Here is a 23853-nt window from a genome sequence, read left to right as displayed (position 1 = left end):
GGCGTTGATCAAGGTGTTTTTCGTCATCGCTGAGGTCGTGCATCGATGAGTCTCAGTCGCGCCAAGCGCCTGCAGCCGGTCGTCGAGATGGCAGAAAAGGCCGAGCGCGAGGCCGCGCGCCAAGTCGGGCATTGCCAGGGGCTGGTCGGCCAGGCCGAAGCCAAGCTGGGTGAGCTGGAGCGTTTCCGTGGCGACTACCAGCAGCAGTGGATCAGCGAGGGTAGCAAGGGCGTTTCCGGTCAGTGGCTGATGAACTATCAGCGCTTTCTGTCGCAGTTGGAGACGGCGGTCGGCCAACAGCAGCAAAGTCTGGAGTGGCATCGCGCCAATCTTGAAAAGGTGCGTGCCGTTTGGCAGCAGCGCTATGCGCGTCTTGAGGGCCTTCGCAAACTGGTACAGCGCTACATCGATGAAGCCCGATTGGCCGAAGACAAGCGCGAACAGAAACTGCTCGACGAACTGGCGCAACGCCTGATCGACCGTGGCGAACCCTGAATAGAGGTTGTTTCGGCGCCGACCAGATGCTACACCTTCAAACGTGAACTGCCCTATCTGGCAAAGTCTCGACAAAGGAGTAGACATGGCCATTACCTCGCAGCCCTCGGCAGACGGGCAAGAGCTGACCATCGTGATTCGAGGACGCTTCGACTTCGCCTCCCACCAGGAATTTCGTGACGCCTATGAGCGCGTCGATCAGACGCCCAGGCGCTATCAGGTCGACCTGCGCGACACCAGCTATCTGGACAGTTCGGCACTGGGCATGCTGCTGCTGTTGCGTGACCATGCTGGCGGCGATTCGGCGCAGATCAGCCTGCTCAACTGCAGCAGTGACGTGCGCAAGATCCTCGCCATCTCCAACTTCGAGCAGTTGTTCAAGATCAGCTGAGCATGCCTGAGCGACTTGCCATTCTGATCGCTGAGGACAACGCGGCCGACCGCATGCTGTTGTCCACCATCGTCAGCCGTCAGGGCCACCGTGTCCTGACCGCCAGCAATGGCCTGGAGGCGGTGGCCCTGTTCGAGCAGGAGCGCCCACATCTGGTCCTGATGGATGCGCTTATGCCGGTGATGGATGGCTTCGAGGCGGCGCGACGGATCAAGGATCAGGCCGGCGAGGCGCTGGTGCCGATCATCTTCCTCACTTCTCTGACCGAGGGCGAAGCGCTGGTGCGTTGTCTGGAGGCCGGTGGCGACGACTTTCTCGCCAAGCCCTACAACAGGGTGATCCTCGAGGCCAAGATCGGTGCGATGGATCGTCTGCGCCGATTGCATGACACGGTATTGAAACAACGCGACCTGATCGCTCGGCACAATGAGCACCTGTTGCGTGAGCAACGCGTGGCCAAGGCGGTATTCGACAAGGTGGCGCATTCCGGCTGTCTGGATGCGCCTAATATCCGTTACATGCAGTCACCCTACGCGCTGTTCAACGGTGATTTACTGCTGGCGGCGTACAAGCCGTCTGGCGGCATGCACGTGATGCTGGGCGATTTCACCGGCCATGGTTTGCCGGCGGCTATTGGCGCGATGCCGCTGGCCGAGGTGTTCTACGGCATGACTGCCAAAGGCCATGCCCTTGCCGAGGTCCTTCGCGAGATCAACGCCAAGCTCAAGCGCATCCTTCCTGTAGGCGTTTTCTGTTGCGCCACCGTGCTCAACATCAGCAGCAAGCGAGGCTTGCTCGAGGTGTGGAGTGGCGGGTTGCCGGATGGCTACCTGCTACATGGCGATGGTCGCCCGCGTCAGTCACTGGTGTCACGCCATCTGCCCCTGGGAATCCTCGAACCAGCGGCGTTCAGTGATCGCTGCGAGGTCTATCCGCTGGCGCCGGGAGATCGTATTTTTCTGCTCAGCGATGGCGTGCTCGAGGCCAGTGACCAGCAAGGGCAGCTATTCGGCGAGGCGCGTCTGCTCGAGCTTCTGGAGTCCAATCGTCAGCCGCAGGCATTGTTCGAAGAAATCCAGCAGGCACTGACGGCGTTCCGTGGCGAGCAACAGGATGACGTCAGCATGGTTCAGGTCGGCTTGGCCGAAGACGATGAGCGTCCTCGCCCACTGGCCTTTGCCGACAGTGGTCAGAGCAGCGTGATGGACTGGTCAGCCAGTTTCGAGTTTCGTGCACTGAGCCTGCGTCATTTCAACCCTCTGCCATTTTTGCTGCAGCTGCTGCTGGACGTGCGGGCGTTGCGGCCGCGTGGTGGAGAGCTGTATACCGTGCTTGCCGAGCTCTATTCCAATGCCCTGGAACATGGGGTTATGGGCCTGGATTCCTCACTCAAGCAGGATGCCAGTGGTTTTGCTGAGTACTACCGGGAGCGACGGCTGCGTCTGGCCTCCCTGCAGGATGGCTATGTCCGATTTCATGTGCAGATGCTGCCGGAAGAAGGGGGAGGGCGACTGATCGTCCGGGTCGAGGACAGTGGCCCCGGATTCGATCCGGTCACCGTCATGGCGCGCGGTGACGAAGCCCTGTGTGGTCGCGGTCTTGCCCTGGTACGTCAGCTCAGTGATGGTTTCCAGATCGCCCCGGTTGGCCAGGGGGTCAGCGTGGAGTTTTGCTGGTCCTCTGAGGCATAATGCGAGGCTGTTGTTCAGGGGGTGACACGGTGTCCGATATCCATCTCGACGATGCCGTCCTGGCGGCCCTGCAGGACGTCATGGAGGACGAATACCCGATTCTGCTCGATACCTTCGTGGCCGATTCCGAGGAGCGTCTGCGTCTGTTGCATGAAGCTACGGCCGAGGGTGACGCGCAGGGCCTGCGCCTGGCTGCGCACAGCTTCAAGGGCAGCTGCAGCAACATGGGGGCGGTGCTTCTGGCCAGCTTGTGCAAGGAGCTCGAGGACGCGGGGCGGCGCGAGGCCCTGGAGCCGGCTCCAGCCCTGATCGAGCAGATCGAGCGCGAGTTCGCCATCGTCCGCATCCTGTTCAAATCCGAGCGTCAGCGCTATCGCGTCTGACGCCGTTTCACGAGTTGGCCCGCCCTTTGCTCTGATCCTGTCACGACCCATCAGACGGAGAGCGTCCATGTCCGCGTTGCCCGACTTACGCCTGCAGGCTACGCCTGAGGTGAAGAGCAAAGCGAAGCAGCCGGCCAAAGCGCCGGAACCCAGCAAGAACGGTGCTTCCAGCTTTGCCGAGGTATATGCCAAGGAGCGTCAGGCCAAGCCTGGCGAGCGCGCTGGCAGTACCGACAAAACCAGCCAGGAACAGAAGTCTGCGCCATCAGCAGGGGAGCCCGATGCCGCTTCAACTGCCGCCGAGCAGCCTGCGGTTGCCGCCCCCGGCAATTCCTTGCCGACGCAGGAGGGTGCTGAAGAAGAACTCGATCCGTTGCTGGCAATGGCGCTGGGCGGTATCCAGGCTCAGGTAGACGATGCTCCGCTAACCGAGGCGTCGTCGGCGCTGCCGGCGCTGGTGATTACCGGCGCAGGCAGCGATGGCGCCGAGACTGCCGAGCCAGCGCTGGAGGAAGAAGCGCTCGACCCGCTGGCGCTGCTCAAGCAACCGGCGCAAGAGGCGAGCAAGGCCCAGTTGCCGCAGGACGCCGCGATCAAGAGCGCGCGTGTGGCGACCAGCACGGACTTCGCCGCAGCCATGGCGGCCATGGGCAAAGGCGAGGCGTCAGTGGAGAGCACTGAAGAAGCGACCCTGGATTTGCCGCTGGAAAGCCTGGCCAAGGAGGCGCTGGAGAGTCTCAAGGATAGTGCTCAGCCCACTCGACCCGATCAGTTCGTCAGCAAGCTCAATGCGCTGACGCAGGCATTCAATCATCAGGCTGGTGCTACGCAGCGTCTGCCATTGGTGCCTGGTCAGCCGGTCGCCATGCAGCAGGGCGGCTGGAGTGAGGCGGTGGTGGATCGCGTCATGTGGCTTTCCAGCCAGAACCTCAAATCGGCCGAAATTCAACTGGACCCGGCAGATCTTGGGCGTCTCGAAGTGCGCGTGAACCTGTCTCAGGACCAGGCCCAGGTGACGTTTGCCAGCCCCAATGCCGGGGTGCGTGAAGCGCTGGAAGGGCAGATGCATCGTTTGCGTGAGCTGTTCGCGCAGCAAGGCATGAACCTGGCCGATGCCAATGTTTCCGATCAGTCGCTTAACCGTGGTTGGCAAGGGCAGGGCGAGGGTGGTCGTGGTGGTTCCGGCTCGCGTGATGGTCTGCTTGCCGGTGACGAGTTGCAGCCTGGTGTCCATCAGGAAGTGCGCAGTGAGCACGTGACCACTGGCCGTGGGCTGGTCGACTACTACGCATAGGTAGCGGCCAGGTACTGTATCGACACTGGGCAATGCCCGAAGATCGGTGTTCCTCCGCTAGACTTGCATTCGCCCGGGTTGCCGAAAGGTGCTCGGGCGAATGCATTTTGGGTGACAGCAGGGAGCTGGACCTGTTAAATCCGCAGCCCAGAGTTAGACAAGCCTGCTCATATGCTGGCATAACACTTGCTCTTAACCCTTTGAATGCGGAAAGAACGTAGGTACTGACGGATTATTGGCATGGCTAAGAAAGAAGCGGCACCGGCTGCCGACGGACAACCCGCCGGCAAGAGCAAGCTCAAACTCATCATTCTGATCGTGGTGGGCCTGCTTCTGGCCGTTGGCCTTTCCGTGGGCGGTACCTGGTTCATTCTCAGCAAGGGCGACAAGAGCGAGGCGGCTGAGCCGGCAGAGGCCGCGGCACCGGCGGCTCCAGTGCGTCAGCCAGCCATCTACCAGGATCTGATGCCGGCCTTCGTGGTCAATTTCAATCACCAGAATCGCACCCGCTACCTGCAGGTCAGCATGGCCTTGATGAGTCGCGATACTGTCGGCATGGAAAAGCTCAAGGTGCATATGCCGGTATTGCGTAACCGTCTGGTGATGCTGCTCTCCGGTCAGGATTTTGTCGCGCTGCAAACGCCGCTGGGTAAGGAGATGCTTCTGCAGCAGGCGCTGGCCAGCGTGCAGGAACTGGCGCAGAAGGAAACCGGCAGCACTGTGGTCGAGCAGGTGCTGTTCACCAATTTCGTGTTGCAGTAGCGGGAGCCGAAGATGGCCGTGCAAGACCTGCTTTCCCAGGACGAGATCGATGCGCTGTTGCATGGCGTCGATGACGGCCTGGTCGAGACCGAGGACGCCGCGGAGCCCGGGAGCGTCAAACAATATGACCTGACCAGTCAGGATCGTATCGTCCGTGGGCGTATGCCGACGCTGGAGATGATCAACGAGCGCTTCGCCCGCTATACCCGCATCAGCATGTTCAACCTGTTGCGCCGCTCGGCTGACGTTGCCGTTGGTGGCGTGCAGGTGATGAAGTTCGGCGAATACGTGCATTCGCTGTACGTGCCGACCAGTCTCAATCTGGTGAAGATGAAGCCGCTGCGCGGCACCGGTCTGTTCATCCTTGACGCCAAGCTGGTGTTCAAGCTGGTGGACAACTTCTTCGGCGGCGATGGGCGCCATGCCAAGATCGAGGGCCGTGAATTCACCCCCACCGAGCTGCGTGTCGTGCGCATGGTGCTCGACCAGGCCTTCGTCGACCTGCGCGAAGCCTGGCACGCGGTCATGGACATCAACTTCGAGTACGTCAATTCCGAGGTCAACCCGGCGCTGGCCAATATCGTCAGTCCGAGCGAGGTGGTGGTCGTGTCCACCTTCCATATCGAACTGGACGGCGGCGGTGGCGACCTGCATATCACCATGCCGTACTCGATGATCGAGCCGATCCGCGAGATGCTCGATGCCGGCTTTCAGTCCGATGTTGACGATCAGGACGAACGCTGGATCAAGGCCCTGCGCGAGGACATTCTCGATGTCAGCGTGCCGCTGGCCGCCACCGTGGCCCGTCGCCAACTGAAACTGCGCGACATCCTGCATATGCAGCCGGGTGATGTGATCCCCGTGGAATTGCCGGACAACGTGGTCATGCGCGCCAATGGCGTGCCGACCTTCAAGGTCAAGCTCGGTGCGCACAAGGGCAATCTGGCCCTGCAGGTACTGGAACCAATCGAACGCCAACGCTGAGGCGCTGGCACCTCCGTAGGGCCACCAGGCCCGAAGCGAACGAATAGCAGAAGCCAGGCGAGGAACCACGATGGCAGACGAAGAGAACACCTCCCCCGAGGAGCAGGCACTGGCCGATGAATGGGCCGCAGCGCTGGCCGAGGCAGGTGATGCCGATCAGGACGATATCGATGCCATGCTGGCCGGGCAGGGTGCCGCTCAGGCGGCGCAACCTGCAGCGCCGCGTGCGCCGATGGAAGAGTTCGGTAGCGCGCCCCCCACCAGCAACCTGCCGGTCAATCTCGAAGGGCCCAATCTGGACGTGATCCTGGATATTCCAGTGTCCATCTCCATGGAAGTGGGCAACACCGATATCACGATCCGTAACCTGTTGCAGCTCAATCAGGGCTCGGTGATCGAGCTGGATCGTCTGGCCGGTGAGCCGCTCGACGTGCTGGTCAACGGCACGTTGATCGCCCATGGCGAAGTGGTGGTGGTCAACGAGAAGTTTGGCATTCGCCTGACCGACGTGATCAGTCCCAGCGAACGTATCAAGAAGCTGCGCTGACCATGGCTCGTCTTCTCGCTCTGTTTCTGAGCATGCCCCTGGTGGCCATGGCTGCCGAACCTACCGGCAAGGCGGCGACGCCCATGGCTGGCAGCGACGTAGCCGGCCAGCTCGGTCAGTTGCTGCTCGGCCTGCTGCTGGTGATCGGTCTGATCTTCCTGCTCGCCTGGCTGCTGCGTCGTGTACAGCAACTGGCTCCGCGCGGTGGTCAGGTGATCAAGCTGCTGGCGACTCAGGCGCTGGGCCCGCGTGATCGCCTGGTGCTGGTGCAGGTGGGCAATGAACAGATATTGCTGGGCCTGTCTGCCGGGCGGATCACTCCGCTGCACGTGCTCAAGGAACCCGTGCACCTGGCTGACGCCGAGCAGGCCACACCGGAATTCGCTCAGCGCCTGATGGAGCTGCTGGGCAAGGATCAGAAGGACAAATCCTGATGCTGCGTTTGTTGCTGGTGCTGGTGCTGAGTCTCGCCGCATCACTGGCGTTCGCCGAAGACCCGCCTGGCGCCAGCACGCTGATTCAGCAGGGCAGCAGTCCGCTATCGATCCCGGCCATTACCCTGTCGACGGACGCGGAGGGCCAGCAGGAGTACTCGGTCAGCCTGCAGATTCTGCTGATCATGACGGCGCTGAGTTTCATCCCGGCGTTCGTCATGCTGATGACCAGTTTCACCCGCATCATCATCGTCTTTTCCATTCTTCGCCAGGCGCTGGGCCTGCAGCAGACACCCTCGAACCAGATACTGGTCGGCCTGGCGTTGTTCCTGACGATGTTCATCATGGCGCCGATTTTCGACCGGATTAACACCGATGCGTTGCAGCCTTATCTGAACGAGGAGATCGTCGCTCAGGAGGCGCTGACTCGGGCAGAGGGGCCGATCCGCGATTTCATGCTGGCGCAGACTCGCGAAAGCGACCTGGAACTGTTCGTGCGACTGTCCAAGCGCACCGACCTGGCCGGCGTCGAGGACGTGCCGTTGACCATTCTGGTGCCGGCGTTCGTCACCTCCGAGTTGAAGACCGCGTTCCAGATCGGCTTCATGATCTTCATTCCGTTTCTGATCATCGACATGGTGGTCGCCAGTATCCTCATGGCGATGGGTATGATGATGCTTTCGCCGCTGATCATCTCATTGCCGTTCAAGATCATGCTGTTCGTCCTGGTCGACGGCTGGGCGCTGATCATGGGCACCCTGGCCGCCAGTTTCGGCACGTTATAGCGAGGCCTTTGATGACTCCCGAGGTTGCGGTTGACCTGTTTCGCGAAGCGCTATGGCTGATCGTCCTGATCGTTGGTCTGGCGGTGGTGCCCAGTCTGGTGGTGGGGCTCATCGTGGCGATGTTCCAGGCTGCCACGCAGATCAACGAGCAGACACTGAGTTTTCTGCCGCGTCTGATGGTGATGCTGATCACCCTGATCTGGGCCGGACCCTGGCTGGTGAGTCAGCTTATGGAGTACACCCAGACGTTGATCCAGAACATTCCGTACCTCATAGGCTGAGGGGCTGGGCGCGATGCTGGAATTGAGCAACGAGCAGATCAGCGCCTGGGTCGGCCAGTTCATGTTGCCGTTGTTTCGTATCGCCGCGATGCTGATGGTGATGCCCATCATCGGTACCCAGCTGGTGCCGACTCGTGTGCGTCTCTATCTGGCGTTGGCGATCAGCGTGGTGCTGGTACCGTCCTTGCCGCCGATGCCACAGATCGATGCGCTCAGCCTGCGCAGCTTGCTGTTGATTCTCGAGCAGGTGCTGATCGGCGCCATGCTCGGTTTCATCCTGCAGTTGTTCTTTCATCTGTTCGCGGTGGCCGGGCAGATCATTGCCATGCAGATGGGCCTGGGCTTCGCGTCCATGGTGGATCCCACCAATGGTGTATCGGTGCCCGTGCTCGGGCAGTTCATGCTGATGTTGGTGACGTTGCTGTTTCTTGCCATCAACGGCCATCTGGTGGCGCTGGAGATTCTGGCAGAGAGTTTCGTCACGCTGCCATATGGCCAGGGCCTGATGGTCAATCACTACTGGGCGCTGGCTGGCAAGCTGGGCTGGGTGATCGGTGCCGGCCTGTTGTTGACGTTGCCGGCCGTCACCGCGTTGTTGGTGATCAACCTGGCGTTCGGCGTGATGACGCGCGCGGCACCGCAACTGAACATCTTCTCCATCGGCTTCCCGCTGACCCTGGCCATGGGCCTGGTGATCTTCTGGGTGAGCCTCTCCGATTTCGGCAGCCTGTTCCAGGCGCTGGCCAGCGACGCCCTGCAGCAGCTGGGCGAATTCGCTCTGACGCGATGAGGGGCAAGCATGGCTGAGAGCGAGAGTGGCGCCGACAAGAGCGAGGAACCCACAGGCAAGCGACTTGAAGAGTCGCGCAAGAAAGGCCAGATCGCTCGCTCCAAGGAGCTCAATACACTGGCGGTGACCCTCACCGGCACCGTGGCGCTGATCATCTTCGGCGCCTATATGGGCAATGTGCTGATGGACATCATGCGCGGCAACTTCAGCCTACCGCGTGACGTGTTGATGAACGAGGGCAGTATGGCCCAGTACCTGCTGGCTTCGGGCAAGCAGGCGCTGCTGGCGACGCAGCCGTTTTTGCTTGCCTTGCTGATCGCCTCCATCGCCGGCCCGATTGCCCTGGGTGGGTGGCTGTTTTCAGCCGAGGCGTTGCAACCCAAGGCCAGCCGGATGAACCCGCTGGCAGGCCTCAAGCGTATGTTCTCGGTTCAGGCGCTGGCCGAGTTGTTCAAGGCACTGGCCAAGTTTCTGGTCATCCTTGCGGTGGCGCTGGTGGTGCTTTCGGCAGATCAGGACGATCTGCTGGCCATTGCCAATGAGCCGGTCGAACCCGCTATCCTGCACAGCCTCAATGTGGTCGGTTGGAGCGCGTTCTGGTTGTCCTGCGGGCTGATCCTGATCGCCGCAGTGGATGTGCCGTTCCAGCTTTGGAGTCACAAGCAGAAGCTGATGATGACCAAGCAGGAAGTGCGCGACGAGTACAAGGACACCGAGGGCAAGCCTGAGGTCAAGGGTCGTATTCGTCAGCTGCAACGCGAGATGGCCGAGCGGCGCATGATGCAGTCCATTCCCCAGGCCGACGTGGTGATCACCAACCCGACGCACTTTGCGGTGGCGCTCAAATATGACCCCGAGAAGGGCAGCGCGCCGCTGTTGTTGGCCAAGGGGGGCGACTTCCTGGCATTGAAGATCCGCGAGATTGCCCAGGAGCACCAGGTGATGGTGCTGGAGTCGCCGGCGCTGGCCCGGGCGGTTTATCACTCGACCGAGTTGGACCAGGAAATTCCTGCTGGCCTGTATCTGGCCGTGGCGCAGGTGCTCGCGTACGTCTATCAGTTGCGACAGTACCGGGCGGGCAAGGGCAAGCGGCCTGGTCCGTTGCCGGATCTGCCGATTCCGCCGGATTTACGTCGCGACTCGTAAAGGGCGTCTTGTACGCTGCCCTGTCATTTCTGGAACGCTTCTTGCCATTACCCTTTCAGGACGCACTTTCGCGTCAAAAGATTGAATGGCTTGGGGTAGGGACGTGGCAGTAGATCGCGCACAGTTAATCGGTGATGTCCGCAGCAATCTGGCGGGCCTGCGTCACGGCAATCTGGGTATCCCCCTGCTGTTGCTGGTCATGCTCGGCATGGTCATGTTGCCGATCCCGGCCTTCCTGCTCGACGTGCTGTTCACCTTCAGCATCGCGCTGTCGATCGTGGTGCTGCTGGTCAGTATCTATGCGCTGCGGCCGCTGGACTTCGCTGTATTCCCCACCATCCTGCTGGCAGCTACGCTGTTGCGTCTGGCGCTGAACGTGGCTTCGACGCGCGTGGTGCTGCTCAACGGTCACGAGGGGCATGGAGCGGCTGGCCAGGTGATCCAGGCCTTCGGTGAAGTGGTGATCGGCGGCAACTACGTGGTGGGTATCGTGGTGTTCGCCATCCTCATGATCATCAACTTCGTGGTGGTCACCAAGGGTGCCGGGCGTATCTCCGAAGTCAGTGCGCGCTTCACCCTCGATGCCATGCCCGGCAAGCAGATGGCGATCGACGCCGACCTCAACGCCGGCCTGATCGATCAGAGCGAAGCCAAGAAGCGCCGCAGTGAAGTGTCTCAGGAGGCAGACTTCTACGGCTCGATGGACGGTGCCAGCAAGTTCGTCCGTGGCGATGCCATCGCGGGTCTGCTGATCCTGTTCATCAACCTCATTGGCGGTATCGCCATCGGCGTGCTGCAGCACAGCCTGCCGTTCGCCGAGGCGGGCAAGGTCTACACCCTGCTGACCATCGGTGATGGCCTGGTTGCGCAGATTCCCTCCCTGCTGCTGTCCACTGCCGCAGCGGTCATGGTGACTCGCGTTTCTTCCTCTGAAGATATGGGCGCGCAGGTCAATCGGCAGATGTTCGCTTCGCCGCGCGCGCTGGCCGTGGCGGCGGCAATCATGATTGCCATGGGCCTGGTGCCGGGCATGCCGCACTTCTCCTTTATCAGCCTCGGCCTGATCGCTGCTGCCGGCGCCTACTGGATCGCCAATCGCCAGCGCAAGACCAAGGAAGAAGCGGTCAAGGAGGTCCAACGCCAACAGGAACTGATCCCTGCGCAGAAGGCGCAGGAGGTCAAGGAGCTGGGTTGGGATGATGTCACCCCGGTGGACATGGTCGGTCTGGAGGTGGGTTATCGCCTGATTCCGCTGGTCGATCGCAACCAGGGTGGTCAACTGCTGGCGCGGATCAAGGGGGTGCGCAAGAAGCTGTCGCAGGAAATGGGCTTTCTCATGCCGTCGGTGCATATCCGCGACAACCTCGACCTGGTGCCCAATGCCTACCGTTTGACGCTGATGGGGGTCAGCGTGGCTGAGGCCGAGGTTTATCCGGATCGCGAATTGGCGATCAACCCTGGCCAGGTGTTCGGTCCGCTCAATGGCATCGCCGCCAAGGATCCGGCGTTCGGTCTGGAGGCCGTGTGGATCGACCCTACCCAGCGCGATCAGGCGCAATCGTTGGGCTATACCGTGGTCGACGCCAGTACCGTGGTGGCCACTCACCTCAACCAGGTCCTGCACAAGCATGCCCATGAGCTACTGGGGCACGAGGAAGTGCAACAGTTGATGCAGTTGCTGGCCAAGAGCTCGCCGAAGCTGGCCGAGGAGCTGGTGCCGGGGCTGGTGTCGCTGTCGACCCTGCTCAAGGTGCTGCAGGCGCTGCTGCAGGAGCAGGTGCCGGTGCGCGACATCCGTACCATCGCCGAGGCCATCGCCAACGTCGCGCCGAAGAGTCAAGATCCCGCCGCGATGGTCGCTGCGGTACGCGTCTCGCTGGCCCGTGCCATCGTCCAAGGCATCGTGGGACTAGAGCCGGAGCTGCCTGTGATAACCCTTGAGCCAAGGTTGGAACAGATCTTGCTCAACAGTCTGCAGAAGGCCGGTCAGGGCGGTGAGGATGGCATCCTCCTCGAACCGGGCATGGCCGAGAAGCTGCAGCGTTCCCTGGTGGAAGCGGCGCAGCGCCAGGAAATGCTCGGCAAGCCGGTGATTCTGCTGGTGGCCGGACCGGTCCGGGCAATGTTGTCGCGCTTCGCGCGGCTGGCGGTACCCAGCATGCATGTGCTGGCCTACCAGGAAATTCCGGACAACAAGCAGGTCACCATAGTCGCTACGGTTGGCCAGAACTGAGGTAAAGGGTCATGCAGGTTAAACGCTTCTTCGCCGCCGATATGCGAACCGCCATGAAACTGGTGCGTGACGAATTGGGCGCCGACGCCTCGATCATCGGCAATCGCCGTGTCGCCGGTGGTGTCGAGCTGACTGCAGCGCTGGATTATCAGGCGCCGATGTCGGTGCGCCCGAACCCGGCGCTGGAAGCCGAGCTGCGCAAGACCCAGGCGCGCATCGCCAGCGCTCAGGCTGAGCTGACCACGCGTGCCGAGCAGGATGCCGGCAAGGACCGCCAACTATTCGCCAATGAGTCGTTGCTGGCGCCCGAGCTGCCGGCGACCCTGGTCAAGCCGCAGCGCCCGGTCGAGGCCCCTGTATCGGCTGCGCCTGCGGTCGACCCGCGTGCACTGGAAGCCATGCGCTTCGAGCTGCACGGCTTGCGTGAGTTGATCGAAGTACAGCTGGGTTCCATCGCCTGGGGGCAACTGCAGAATCGCCGCCCGCAGCAGGCCAATCTATGGCGTCGCCTGCAGCGCATGGGGCTGTCTGCCGAACTGTCGCAGGCGTTGCTGAGCAAAGTGGCCGGCGTTGCCGAGCCGCGTCAGGCCTGGCGCATGCTGCTGGCGCATCTGGCTCACGCTATCACTACACCCAAGGTCGAGCCGTTGGAAGAGGGTGGTGTGATCGCCCTGGTCGGTCCGGCCGGCATGGGCAAGACCACTACCCTGGCCAAGCTGGCTGCGCGTTATGTGCTTAAGTACGGCGCACAACAGGTCGCTCTGGTGAGCATGGACAGCTTCCGTATTGGCGCGCAGGAGCAGCTCAAGACCCTGGGGCGCATCCTCGGTGTGTCGGTGACTCAGATCGACCCTGGTCAGTCTCTGCTGCAGGCTTTGGCGCCGCTGGCCAAGAAGCGCGTGGTGCTGGTCGATACCGCTGGCCTGCCAGGCAACGATCCGGCGCTGCGTCTGCAGTTGGAAAGCCTGGCCTCGGCACGCATCAAGGCGAAGAATTATCTGGTACTGGCCGCAACAAGTCAGAGCCAAGTGCTCAAGGCCGCCTACCATAGTTACAAGCGTTGTGGCCTTTCAGGCTGCATACTGACGAAGTTGGACGAAGCCGCAAGTCTGGGTGAGGTTTTAGGTCTGGCTATAGGCCAGCAACTGCCGGTAGCCTATGTGACGGACGGGCCGCGGATTCCGGATGATCTGCACGTGCCGCGTAGTCACCAGTTGGTCAGCCGTGCCGTGGGGCTGCAGGCTGCCGAGGAGCCGAGTGAAGACGCCATGGCGCAGTTGTTCGCCGGCCTTTATCACAATCCGGCCAAGCGGGCCGGCTGAAGCAGCGAAATTGTTGCACCCTCTCGCACATGGTGCGGGAGTGAACGGCCCGGCAGGTGTTTTTCAACGGCCTGTAGGGCCAAGTCGAAGTTAGACAAGGTGTAGAAAGAACATGGGTATGCATCCCGTACAGGTGATTGCGGTGACTGGCGGCAAGGGTGGCGTCGGCAAGACCAATGTGTCGGTCAATCTGTCCATGGCCCTGGCCGATCTCGGCCGTCGGGTGATGTTGATGGACGCTGACCTTGGCTTGGCCAACGTCGATGTTCTGTTGGGCCTGACGCCCAAGCGCACCCTGGCCGATGTCATCGCAGGCGAATGCGATCTGCGCGATGTTCTGCTGCAGGGGCCGGGTGGCGTGCGCATCGTGCCGGCAGCCTCCGGTACGCAGAGCATGGTCAGCCTCACGCCGATGCAGCACGCGGGGTTGATCCAGGCGTTCAGTGACATCAGCGAAAATCTTGACGTGCTGGTGATCGACACCGCCGCCGGTATCGGCGATGCGGTGGTCAGCTTCGTGCGTGCTGCGCAGGAGATCCTTGTGGTGGTCTGCGATGAGCCCACCTCGATTACCGACGCCTACGCGCTGATCAAACTGCTCAATCGCGATCACGGCATCAGCCGCTTCCGTGTACTGGCCAATATGGCTCACAGCCCGCAGGAAGGACGCAATCTCTTTGCTAAGCTGACCAAGGTGACGGATCGTTTCCTCGATGTCGCCCTGCAGTATGTCGGTGCCGTGCCTTACGATGAGTGCGTGCGCAAGGCCGTGCAGAAGCAGCGCGCCGTCTATGAAGCCTTCCCTCGATCCAAGTGCGCCCTGGCGTTCAAGGCGATAGCTCAGAAGGTAGATACCTGGCCGTTACCGGCCAATCCCCGTGGTCATCTGGAGTTTTTCGTCGAGCGTCTGGTGCAACAACCGACCGCAGACTCGGCCGTATGACAGCAGCCTCTGGACTTCGTATGTATAACAAGGCTCAGGCGCAGGACTCCCAGCACCAGTTGATCGAGCGCTATGCGCCTCTGGTCAAGCGTATCGCCTACCACTTATTGGCCCGTCTGCCGGCCAGCGTGCAGGTCGACGATCTTATTCAGGCCGGCATGATCGGTCTGCTCGAAGCCTCGCGCAAATACGACTCCGGCAAGGGCGCCAGTTTCGAGACCTTCGCCGGTATCCGTATTCGCGGCTCCATGCTCGACGAGGTGCGCAAGGGTGATTGGGCGCCGCGTTCGGTACACCGCAACAGCCGTATGGTCAGTGATGCCATTCGTGTCGTTGAAGCAAGAACCGGGCGTGACGCTAAAGATCATGAGGTTGCGGCCGAACTCCAATTGAGTCTGGAGGATTACTACGGCATTCTTGGCGACACTTTGGGCAGCCGCCTGTTCAGCTTCGACGACCTGCTGCAGGACGGCGAGCATGGCGGGTTGCACGAAGACGCCGGACACTCTCACCTCGAACCTTCGCGGGACCTCGAAGACGAACGCTTCCAGGCGGCGTTGGCCGATGCCATCGCTGGCTTGCCGGAGCGCGAACGTCTGGTGCTGGCGCTGTATTACGATGAAGAACTGAACTTGAAGGAAATCGGTGAAGTGCTGGGGGTTAGCGAGTCACGCGTGAGTCAGTTGCACAGCCAGTGCGCAGCGCGTTTGCGCTCGCGGCTGAGTGAATGGCGCGCTGCCTGAACGCGGTGTACTCGCAGGCGCAAACGGTTTCATGATTAAAGGACGTAGTTGCAAGCGCAATACGTTTGGGACTGTACGGAGGTCGACTTGGACAAGAACATGAAAATCCTCATCGTTGACGATTTCTCGACGATGCGACGGATCATCAAGAACCTCTTGCGGGACTTGGGTTTCACCAACACCGCGGAAGCCGATGACGGCACCTCGGCGCTACCGATGCTGCAAAGCGGCAGCTTCGACTTTCTGGTGACCGACTGGAACATGCCCGGCATGACCGGCATCGACCTGCTGCGTGCCGTACGTGCCGACGAGCGCCTCAAGCACCTGCCGGTGCTGATGGTGACCGCTGAAGCCAAGCGCGATCAGATCATCGAGGCGGCCCAGGCCGGTGTGAATGGCTACGTGGTCAAACCCTTCACCGCTCAGGTGTTGAAGGAAAAGATCGAGAAGATCTTCGAGCGGGTCAACGGCTGATGTCAGCCGCGAGGGTGCTATGGAACACGATGACTCCACGCTGGGTGACCTCGAGTCGACCCTGAAAAACAATGCCCGCGATCTGGTCGATAGCCTTGAACAGGGTAACTTCGGCGCTGCGGTGCAACTGATCAACGAGCTGAACAAGGTCCGTGATCGCGGGCTGTATCATGAGGTCGGCAAACTGACCCGTGAACTGCACAACGCCATTGTCAATTTTCAACTCGATCCGCGCATGCCACATGCTCAGGAGCTGTCGCAGATCGCCGACGCGACCGAGCGCCTGAACTACGTCGTGACCATGACCGAGAAGGCCGCCAACCGGACCATGGATCTGGTCGAGCAGAGTGCGCCGCTGGTCAACGACCTCAGTGACGAAGCGCAGAGCCTCAGCGCCGAGTGGGGCCGTTTCATGCGCCGCGAAATCGGGGCTGACGGTTTTCGTGAGCTGGCCAAGCGTGTCGAGCTGTTCCTCGCCCGCAGTGAGCGAGATGGCGTAAAGCTCTCCGGCCACCTCAACGACATTCTGCTCGCGCAGGACTATCAGGATCTTACCGGCCAGGTGATCAAGCGTGTCACCCAACTGGTGACCGAAGTGGAAAGCAACCTGCTCAAGCTGATGCTCATGGCCAGCCAGGTCGACCGTTTTGCCGGTATTCAGCACGATCACGAAGCGCTGCGTACCGAACAGGAAAAATCAAAAGAGCCATCGCGGGGTGAAGGTCCGCAGATTCATGCCGATAAGCGTGATGACGTCGCCTCCAGCCAAGACGATGTCGACGACCTGCTGTCCAGTCTAGGGTTCTAAGGAGCACACAAATATGAGCTTCGGCGCCGATGAAGAGATCCTCCAGGATTTCCTGGTAGAGGCCGGCGAGATTCTCGAACAGTTGTCCGAACAGTTAGTCGAGCTGGAAAGCCGACCGGACGACATGAACCTGCTCAACGCCATCTTTCGCGGTTTCCATACCGTCAAGGGCGGAGCGGGTTTCCTCCAGCTCAACGAGCTGGTGGAGTGCTGCCATATCGCCGAAAACGTCTTCGACATCCTGCGCAAGGGTGAGCGTCGCGTCGATTCGGAGCTGATGGATGTGGTGCTCGAGGCTCTTGATGCAGTCAATGGCATGTTTGGCGAAGTGCGTGAGCGTCGCGAGCCGACGCCCGCATCGCCTGAACTTCTGGCGGCACTGGCTCGCCTGGCTGAACCGGGCGGCGCCGAAGCGGCTCCTGAGCCCGTGCAGCAAGCCGAAGCGAAACCCGCGCCGGTGCCTCAGCCGGCTGCGCCTTCCGCTCCCGCAGGCGACATCACCGACAGCGAGTTCGAGCAACTGCTCGACGCGTTGGGTGAAGCGCCGGCTGCCGCCCCGAGTGCGCAGACCAGTGCCAGCGACGAGATCACCGATGACGAGTTCGAGTCGCTGCTCGATCAGTTGCACGGCAAAGGCCAGTTCGCCGGTACGGTCGAAACGCCCGCCGCTGCGGTAGTTGCTTCTGTGCCTGCTGGCGCACCGGCAGGCGATGACATCACTGACGATGAATTCGAAGCGCTGCTCGATCAACTGCATGGTAAGGGCCAGTTCTCGGCCACGGCCGAAGCCGCAGCTCCGGTTGCAGCCGTTGCTGCAGCGCTCGCTCCGGCGGGTGATGAGATCACCGACGACGAGTTCGAATCGTTGCTCGATCAATTGCACGGCAAGGGCAAGTTCGTGCCGCCCGCTGAGCCGGCGCCCGCGCCTGCCGCTGCGGCTAAACCTGCAGCAGCGCCCAAGGCCGCTGCACCTGTCAAACCCGCAGCAGCCAAGGCTGAGCCTGCTGCTGCTCGTGCTGCTGCCGCGCCGGCGCCCGCTGCCGAAAAGGCATCGGCCGCGAGCGAAGCGGAAACCACCGTACGGGTCGACACTGCGCGCCTCGACGAGATCATGAACATGGTCGGCGAGCTGGTGCTGGTGCGTAACCGTCTGGTGCGTCTGGGCCTGAACAGCGGCGACGAGGCCATGTCGAAGGCGGTATCGAACCTCGATGTGGTCACGGCCGATCTGCAGACCTCGGTGATGAAGACCCGGATGCAGCCGATCAAGAAGGTGTTCGGCCGTTTCCCGCGTCTGGTCCGCGATCTGGCGCGTAACCTCAAGAAAGAAATCAACCTCGAGCTGGTTGGCGAAGAAACCGATCTCGACAAGAACCTGGTCGAGGCCCTGGCTGACCCGTTGGTGCACTTGGTGCGCAACGCCGTCGATCATGGTGTGGAAACGCCGGAAGAACGCGAGAAGAGCGGCAAGGCCCGTGCAGGGCGCGTGGTGCTGTCCGCCGAGCAGGAAGGCGACCATATCCTGCTGTCGATCACCGATGACGGCAAAGGCATGGATGCCGACGTGCTGCGTGCCAAGGCCGTGGAGAAGGGCCTGCTGGACAAGGACGCAGCTGATCGTCTCAACGAGTTCGAATGCTACAACCTGATCTTCGCCCCGGGCTTCTCGACCAAGACCGAGATTTCCGACGTGTCTGGCCGTGGTGTCGGCATGGATGTGGTGAAGACCAAGATTTCCCAGCTCAATGGCACGGTCAACGTGTTCTCGCAGAAAGGCCAGGGCTCGAAGATCATCATCAAGGTGCCGCTGACCCTGGCGATCATGCCGACGCTGATGGTGATGCTGGAGAACCAGGCCTTCGCTTTCCCGCTGGTCAACGTCAACGAGATCTTCCATCTCGACCTGTCGCGCACCAACGTGGTCGATGGTCAGGAAGTGGTGATCGTGCGCGACAAGGCGCTGCCACTGTTCTATCTCAAGCGCTGGCTGGTCCCACAGGCCTTCCATGAAGGTCAGCGCGAAGGCCATGTGGTGATTCTCACCGTTGGCAGTCAGCGCATCGGCTTTGTCGTCGATCAACTGGTCGGCCAGGAAGAAGTGGTAATCAAGCCACTGGGCAAGATGCTGCAAGGCACGCCCGGAATGTCCGGTGCCACGATCACGGGCGACGGACGCATCGCGTTGATTCTCGACGTACCGAGCATGCTCAAGCGCTACGCTCGACGTTTCTGATGTTTCGCGGCGTGGACCCGAGGTCCACGCCGTCTAGGAGTGTGTATGGCAGTCAAGGTCTTGGTGGTGGACGACTCCGGTTTCTTCCGTCGCCGCGTGTCGGAAATTCTGTCTGCTGACCCCAGTATTCAGGTCGTGGGCACGGCCACCAATGGGCGGGAAGCCATCGATCAGGCGTTGGCGCTCAAGCCCGACGTGATCACCATGGATTACGAGATGCCGATGATGGATGGCATCACCGCGGTGCGGAACATCATGCAGCGCTGTCCGACACCGGTGCTGATGTTCTCCTCTCTGACGCATGAAGGCGCCCGCGTCACGCTCGATGCGCTGGATGCGGGTGCGGTGGATTTCCTGCCGAAGAACTTCGAAGACATCTCGCGCAACCCCGAAAAGGTCAAGCAGATGCTGTGCGAGAAGGTGCACAGCATCGCTCGCAGCAATCGCCGTTTCAGTTCGGCCGCAGTGGCTCCGGCGCCGACTGCGGCTAGTCCGAGTGCGGCGCCGACGACTCGTCCAGCCGTTTCGGCGCGACCTGCCACGGCCCCTGCTGTTCCTGCGCGACCTGCGTCAGCGGCCGGTGGCGCTGCCTCCGCATCGCCTGCGCCCAAGCGCAAGGCCTACAAGCTGGTGGCCATCGGCACCTCGACCGGTGGCCCGGTGGCGCTGCAGCGCGTGTTGACCCAGCTTCCGGCCAATTTTCCGGCGCCGCTGGTTCTGATCCAGCACATGCCGGCAGCCTTCACCAAGGCGTTCGCCGAGCGCCTGGACAAGCTGTGCCGCATTCAGGTCAAGGAAGCCGAGGACGGCGATATCCTGCGCCCAGGCCTTGCGTTGCTGGCTCCTGGTGGCAAGCAGATGATGGTCGATGCGCGCGGTGCGATAAGAATCCTGCCGGGGGACGAACGCCTCAACTACAAACCCTGTGTCGATATCACCTTTGGCTCCGCCGCCAAGTCCTATGGCGACAAGGTACTGGCCGTGGTGCTGACGGGCATGGGCGCCGACGGTCGTGAGGGCGCGCGCCTGCTCAAGCAGGGCGGCAGCCAGGTGTGGGCTCAGGACGAGGCCAGTTGCGTGATCTATGGCATGCCCATGGCCGTGGTCAAAGCCAATCTGGCGGATGCGGTCTACGGCCTGGATGACATCGGCCGGCACCTGACCGAGGCCTGCCAGTGACGGACGCTAAGTCGGAAGCATGCGCATGGATGTACTGAGCCTTATTGGCGTCATTCTGGCGTTCGTTGCCATTCTGGGCGGCAATTATCTCGAAGGCGGCCATGCTGGGGCCTTGCTCAACGGTCCGGCGGCGCTGATCGTCATCGGCGGGACATTGGGCGCGGCCTTTCTGCAGGCACCGGTGCAGGTGTTCAAGCGTGCCATGAGCATCATGCGCTGGATCTTCTTCCCGCCGCGTATCGATCTGGTCGGCGGCATCAATCGCGTGACCGGGTGGAGCATGGTGGCGCGCAAGGAAGGCCTGCTCGGTCTGGAAGCGGTAGCTGATGCCGAGCCTGACCCCTATGCGCGCAAGGGCCTGCAGTTACTGGTCGACGGCGCCGAGCCGGAATCCATTCGCAGCATTCTGGAAGTTGATCTCTACACTCAGGAGGCGCGCGATATCCAGGCCGCCAAGGTGTTCGAGAGCATGGGCGGCTATGCACCGACCATTGGCATCATCGGTGCGGTGATGGGCCTGATCCACGTGATGGGCAATCTGGCTGACCCGAGCATGCTCGGCAGCGGTATTGCCGTGGCGTTCGTCGCTACCATCTACGGCGTTGGTTTCGCCAACCTGCTGCTGCTGCCGGCAGGCAACAAGCTCAAATCAATCGCTCTGCGCCAGTCGCGTTACCGCGAGATGCTCCTCGAAGGCATCCTGTCCATCGCCGAGGGTGAAAACCCGCGCTCTATCGAACTGAAGCTGCAAGGCTTCATGGACTGATGGAGGTATGGCATGGCGCGCAGGCGGCATCATGACGAGCACGAAAATCACGAGCGCTGGCTGGTGTCCTATGCGGACTTCATTACCTTGCTCTTCGCCTTCTTCGTGGTGATGTATTCGATCTCTTCGATCAACGAAGGCAAGTACAAGATCCTCTCGGAGTCGCTGACCGGTGTGTTCAATCAGCCCGATCGCTCGATCAAGCCGATTCCGGTCGGTGAGGAACGGCCGCGCACCAGCGAGCCGGATAACACCTCGATGGACGACCCCAGCTCGGATTCGACCCTGCAGAGCATTGCCTCCAGCGTACGCGAGGTCTTTGGCGAACTGATCAAGAGTGATCAGCTGACCGTGCGCGGCAACGAGATGTGGATCGAGATCGAGCTCAGCTCCAGCCTGTTGTTTCCCAGTGGTGATGCCATTCCGAACAACCAGGCATTCGACATCATCGAGAAGGTCGCCAAAATCCTGGCGCCTTATCAGAATCCGGTCAAGGTGGAGGGATTCACCGACAACCTGCCGATCCAGACCCCTCAATACCCAACCAACTGGGAGTTGTCTTCGGCGCGGGCGGCGAGCATCGTGCGCATGTTGGCCATGGATGGCGTCGACCCTTCACGTCTGGCGGCCGTCGGCTACGGTGAGTTCCAGCCGGTGGCGGACAATGCCACTGCCGAGGGCAGGGGGCGTAATCGCCGGGTCGTGCTGGTGATTTCGCGCAACCTCGACACGCGACGTGGCGCTGGCAGTGCCGCGACCCAGCAGTCGGAGGCTGGCACGCAACCTGCACCAGCGTCTGCGTCGGGGGTTCCACAGTCGTGAGCCGTCAAATCCCAGTCGCCTGCTGCGTGCAGGCGACAGCCATTCTCGGCCTGAGCGCCTCTTGCCGGGAGGATGAGAGAAGATGAAAGTCTGGGCAGTAGCCAATCAGAAGGGTGGGGTCGGCAAGACCACCACCTCCATCGCCCTGGCAGGCCTGTTGGCCGATGCCGGCAAGCGTGTGGTCGTGGTCGATCTCGATCCGCATGGGTCGATGACCAGTTACTTCGGTCATGACCCCGATGCGCTGGAGCACAGTTGCTTCGACCTGTTCCTGCACCAGGGCAACGTGCCGCAAGGCCTGCCCCGGCAGTTGTTGCACAGCACCAGTCACGAGAATATCGCCCTGTTGCCGTCGAGCACCGCGCTGGCCACGCTCGAGCGCCAGTCGCCGGGGCAGAGTGGCCTGGGTCTGGTGATCGCCAAGAGCCTGGCGCAGCTGTGGGAAGATTTCGATCACGCCGTCATCGACAGCCCGCCATTGCTCGGCGTGCTGATGGTCAACGCCCTGGCCGCCAGCCAGCAACTGGTGATTCCGGTGCAGACCGAGTTCCTTGCGGTCAAGGGCCTGGAGCGGATGATCACCACGCTGGCCATGATCAATCGTTCGCGCAAGCAGGCGTTGCCCTACACCATCGTGCCGACGCTGTTCGACCGTCGTACCCAGGCGTCCATGAGCACGCTGCGGGTGTTGCGCAATACCTATCCCGAGCACCTGTGGCCGGCCTATATTCCGGTCGATACGCGCTTGCGTGATGCCAGCCGGGCAGGGCGCACGCCTTCGCAGTTCGATGCGGGCAGTCGTGGGGTGATCGCCTATCGTGCGCTGCTCAAGCATCTGCTGAGTCATCAGCCGGCGGCGCAGGTGGCTTGAAATGAGCGTCTGTGTTGAACTGCGACACTCAAGTCGGAGCATGCAGCGGCCGATAGGCTGTCAAGATCTTATTCCGGGTTCCAGTCATGAGTCGTAACCTCGCCACCGCCACGCGTTCCCAGCTGGCCCTGCAGTCCTACCTCGACGGGCTGCTGCAGGAGGCTGCTGCCGAACTGGAGATGTCCGTCAGTCTCGACGAGTTCGAGGCCGCCGTGCTCGAAGAGCAGGTGCGTGATGCGCGACTGGTCGAGCCGGTAGCGCCCGTCGCACTGGCCACCGTGGTCGAACCGCAGGTACAGGCGGACGTTGCACCGATTGAATTGCTCGCGCCGATACAGGCTCCGGTCATCGACAAGGCGCCGCCAGAGCCTGCTCCCGCTGCCGAACAGGTGCCGCCGCCGGCTGCTCTGCTGGCCGATGGTCGCCCTGCCTGGGCCGAGGAGCCGTTCGAATGCCTGCTGTTCGACGTTGCCGGGTTGACCCTGGCCGTGCCGCTGATTTGCCTGGGCTCGATCTACCCGCTCGAAGGCCAGGAGCTGACGCCGCTGTTCGGTCAGCCGGATTGGTTTCTTGGCATCCTGCCGAGCCAGGCCGGTAACCTGAAGGTACTGGATACCGCCCGTTGGGTGATGCCGGACCGTTACCGCGAGGACTTCCGCGAGGGCCTGCAGTACGTGATTTCGGTGCAGGGCTACGAGTGGGGACTGTCGGTGCATCGGGTCAGCCGTTCGATTCGCCTGGACCCGAGCGAGGTCAAGTGGCGCAGTCAGCGTACCCAGCGTCCCTGGTTGGCCGGCACGGTGATCGAGCACATGTGCGCGCTGCTCGACGTGGCGGCACTGGCCGAGCTGATCGCCAGCGGCGGGGCGAAGCGCCTGAATGGCGGAAAGCTGCATTGAGAATTGGTGAGCCTGTGCCAACGGGCTCTATAGTTGATGACAAGCGGGTCGACCCGCGCATGCCGCACTGAGCGGTTTTTGATGAGGCTAGGGACATGAAGAAAAGTTCTGCACAAGGTGCCGAAGATCCGATTCTGCAGTGGGTGACCTTTCGCCTGGACAACGAGACCTACGGCATCAACGTGATGCAGGTGCAGGAAGTCCTGCGTTACACCGAGATCGCCCCGGTACCGGGAGCTCCGAGCTATGTGCTGGGCATCATCAACCTGCGCGGCAATGTGGTCACCGTGATCGATACCCGCCAGCGTTTCGGCCTGGGCTCGGCGCCGGTCACCGACAACACCCGTATCGTCATCATCGAAGCGGACAAGCAAGTGGTCGGCATCCTGGTCGATAGCGTGGCCGAAGTGGTCTACCTGCGTCAGTCAGAGATCGAGACCGCACCGAACGTCGGCAACGACGAGTCGGCCAAGTTCATCCAGGGCGTGTGCAACAAGAACGGCGAGCTGCTGATCCTGGTCGAGCTGGACAAGATGATGTCCGAGGAAGAGTGGTCGGAGCTGGAGAGCATCTGAGC

General features: G+C 61.7%; 26 protein-coding genes. All 26 read left to right on the top strand.

Annotated elements, in window-relative coordinates; genetic code table 11:
* Positions 1-45: 45 nt before the first annotated feature.
* The 26 genes from fliJ to INS93_RS10810 all read left to right on the top strand — a co-directional run bounded on the left by fliJ (position 46) and on the right by INS93_RS10810 (position 23851).
* The gene (fliJ, locus tag INS93_RS10935) at positions 46-495 is read left to right on the top strand and encodes a flagellar export protein FliJ (RefSeq protein ID WP_192981787.1); all 450 of its coding nucleotides are present in this window, start codon (positions 46-48) and stop codon (positions 493-495) included.
* Between the two features lie 85 nt (positions 496-580).
* Positions 581-886, top strand: coding sequence for an STAS domain-containing protein (locus INS93_RS10930; protein WP_160017622.1), 306 nt, complete (start codon positions 581-583; stop codon positions 884-886).
* Between the two features lie 2 nt (positions 887-888).
* Positions 889-2577, top strand: coding sequence for a fused response regulator/phosphatase (locus INS93_RS10925; protein WP_192981786.1), 1689 nt, complete (start codon positions 889-891; stop codon positions 2575-2577).
* Between the two features lie 29 nt (positions 2578-2606).
* Positions 2607-2960: an Hpt domain-containing protein gene (locus tag INS93_RS10920; protein WP_160017624.1), complete on the top strand. Its 354-nt coding sequence runs from the start codon at positions 2607-2609 to the stop codon at positions 2958-2960.
* Positions 2961-3027: 67 nt separating this feature from the next.
* Entirely contained in the window at positions 3028-4254 is a 1227-nt protein-coding gene (locus INS93_RS10915) for a flagellar hook-length control protein FliK (RefSeq protein ID WP_192981784.1), read from the top strand.
* 240 nt (positions 4255-4494) lie between these two features.
* Positions 4495-5016, top strand: a complete 522-nt coding sequence (gene fliL / locus INS93_RS10910; protein ID WP_192981783.1) for a flagellar basal body-associated protein FliL — start codon at positions 4495-4497, stop codon at positions 5014-5016.
* A gap of 12 nt (positions 5017-5028) precedes the next feature.
* Positions 5029-6000 carry a flagellar motor switch protein FliM gene (fliM, locus tag INS93_RS10905; protein WP_017679168.1) on the top strand — a complete coding sequence of 324 codons (972 nt, stop codon included), beginning with the start codon at positions 5029-5031 and terminating at the stop codon, positions 5998-6000.
* A gap of 70 nt (positions 6001-6070) precedes the next feature.
* Positions 6071-6547, top strand: coding sequence for a flagellar motor switch protein FliN (gene fliN, locus INS93_RS10900; protein ID WP_192981781.1), 477 nt, complete (start codon positions 6071-6073; stop codon positions 6545-6547).
* 2 nt (positions 6548-6549) lie between these two features.
* The gene (fliO, locus tag INS93_RS10895) at positions 6550-6981 is read left to right on the top strand and encodes a flagellar biosynthetic protein FliO (protein ID WP_192981778.1); all 432 of its coding nucleotides are present in this window, start codon (positions 6550-6552) and stop codon (positions 6979-6981) included.
* Positions 6981-7766 carry a flagellar type III secretion system pore protein FliP gene (fliP, locus tag INS93_RS10890; RefSeq protein WP_160017629.1) on the top strand — a complete coding sequence of 262 codons (786 nt, stop codon included), beginning with the start codon at positions 6981-6983 and terminating at the stop codon, positions 7764-7766. Before fliO ends, fliP begins: the two co-directional genes overlap by 1 nt.
* Before the next feature lie 11 nt (positions 7767-7777).
* Positions 7778-8047, top strand: a complete 270-nt coding sequence (gene fliQ, locus INS93_RS10885) for a flagellar biosynthesis protein FliQ (protein WP_013714993.1) — start codon at positions 7778-7780, stop codon at positions 8045-8047.
* A gap of 13 nt (positions 8048-8060) precedes the next feature.
* Positions 8061-8837 (top strand): flagellar biosynthetic protein FliR, encoded by a 777-nt coding sequence (gene fliR, locus INS93_RS10880; RefSeq protein ID WP_160017630.1) that lies wholly within the window; start codon positions 8061-8063, stop codon positions 8835-8837.
* Between the two features lie 9 nt (positions 8838-8846).
* Positions 8847-9983 (top strand): flagellar biosynthesis protein FlhB, encoded by a 1137-nt coding sequence (gene flhB, locus INS93_RS10875; protein WP_192981776.1) that lies wholly within the window; start codon positions 8847-8849, stop codon positions 9981-9983.
* Positions 9984-10068: 85 nt separating this feature from the next.
* On the top strand, positions 10069-12216 hold the full coding sequence (flhA, locus tag INS93_RS10870; protein ID WP_192981774.1) for a flagellar biosynthesis protein FlhA: 2148 nt from the start codon (positions 10069-10071) through the stop codon (positions 12214-12216).
* Between the two features lie 11 nt (positions 12217-12227).
* The gene (gene flhF / locus INS93_RS10865) at positions 12228-13538 is read left to right on the top strand and encodes a flagellar biosynthesis protein FlhF (protein ID WP_192981772.1); all 1311 of its coding nucleotides are present in this window, start codon (positions 12228-12230) and stop codon (positions 13536-13538) included.
* Between the two features lie 112 nt (positions 13539-13650).
* Entirely contained in the window at positions 13651-14481 is an 831-nt protein-coding gene (gene fleN / locus INS93_RS10860) for a flagellar synthesis regulator FleN (RefSeq protein WP_162843938.1), read from the top strand.
* The gene (gene fliA, locus INS93_RS10855; RefSeq protein WP_178094620.1) at positions 14478-15224 is read left to right on the top strand and encodes an RNA polymerase sigma factor FliA; all 747 of its coding nucleotides are present in this window, start codon (positions 14478-14480) and stop codon (positions 15222-15224) included. The genes fleN and fliA overlap by 4 nt, the downstream gene beginning before the upstream one ends.
* 99 nt (positions 15225-15323) lie before the next feature.
* Positions 15324-15698, top strand: a complete 375-nt coding sequence (locus tag INS93_RS10850) for a chemotaxis response regulator CheY (protein ID WP_169968482.1) — start codon at positions 15324-15326, stop codon at positions 15696-15698.
* A gap of 19 nt (positions 15699-15717) precedes the next feature.
* Entirely contained in the window at positions 15718-16506 is a 789-nt protein-coding gene (locus INS93_RS10845; protein ID WP_160017635.1) for a protein phosphatase CheZ, read from the top strand.
* 13 nt (positions 16507-16519) lie between these two features.
* Positions 16520-18739 carry a chemotaxis protein CheA gene (locus INS93_RS10840; RefSeq protein WP_192981770.1) on the top strand — a complete coding sequence of 740 codons (2220 nt, stop codon included), beginning with the start codon at positions 16520-16522 and terminating at the stop codon, positions 18737-18739.
* 45 nt (positions 18740-18784) lie between these two features.
* Positions 18785-19918: a protein-glutamate methylesterase/protein-glutamine glutaminase gene (locus tag INS93_RS10835; protein WP_192981768.1), complete on the top strand. Its 1134-nt coding sequence runs from the start codon at positions 18785-18787 to the stop codon at positions 19916-19918.
* A gap of 25 nt (positions 19919-19943) precedes the next feature.
* Positions 19944-20684 (top strand): flagellar motor protein, encoded by a 741-nt coding sequence (locus tag INS93_RS10830; RefSeq protein ID WP_017679181.1) that lies wholly within the window; start codon positions 19944-19946, stop codon positions 20682-20684.
* Positions 20685-20696: 12 nt separating this feature from the next.
* Positions 20697-21506, top strand: coding sequence for a flagellar motor protein MotD (gene motD / locus INS93_RS10825; RefSeq protein ID WP_192981766.1), 810 nt, complete (start codon positions 20697-20699; stop codon positions 21504-21506).
* An 82-nt stretch (positions 21507-21588) separates the two neighbouring features.
* Positions 21589-22377 (top strand): ParA family protein, encoded by a 789-nt coding sequence (locus INS93_RS10820; RefSeq protein ID WP_192981763.1) that lies wholly within the window; start codon positions 21589-21591, stop codon positions 22375-22377.
* Between the two features lie 86 nt (positions 22378-22463).
* Entirely contained in the window at positions 22464-23276 is an 813-nt protein-coding gene (locus INS93_RS10815; protein ID WP_192981761.1) for a CheW domain-containing protein, read from the top strand.
* 95 nt (positions 23277-23371) lie between these two features.
* Positions 23372-23851, top strand: coding sequence for a chemotaxis protein CheW (locus INS93_RS10810; RefSeq protein WP_003243242.1), 480 nt, complete (start codon positions 23372-23374; stop codon positions 23849-23851).
* Positions 23852-23853 lie beyond the last annotated feature (2 nt).

It is taken from the genome of Pseudomonas sp. EggHat1, from assembly GCF_014892995.1.
GTDB lineage: Bacteria > Pseudomonadota > Gammaproteobacteria > Pseudomonadales > Pseudomonadaceae > Aquipseudomonas > Aquipseudomonas chaetocerotis.
The sequence above is the reverse complement of the archived record's forward strand: the minus strand, read 5'-3'. Positions and strand labels throughout refer to the sequence as shown.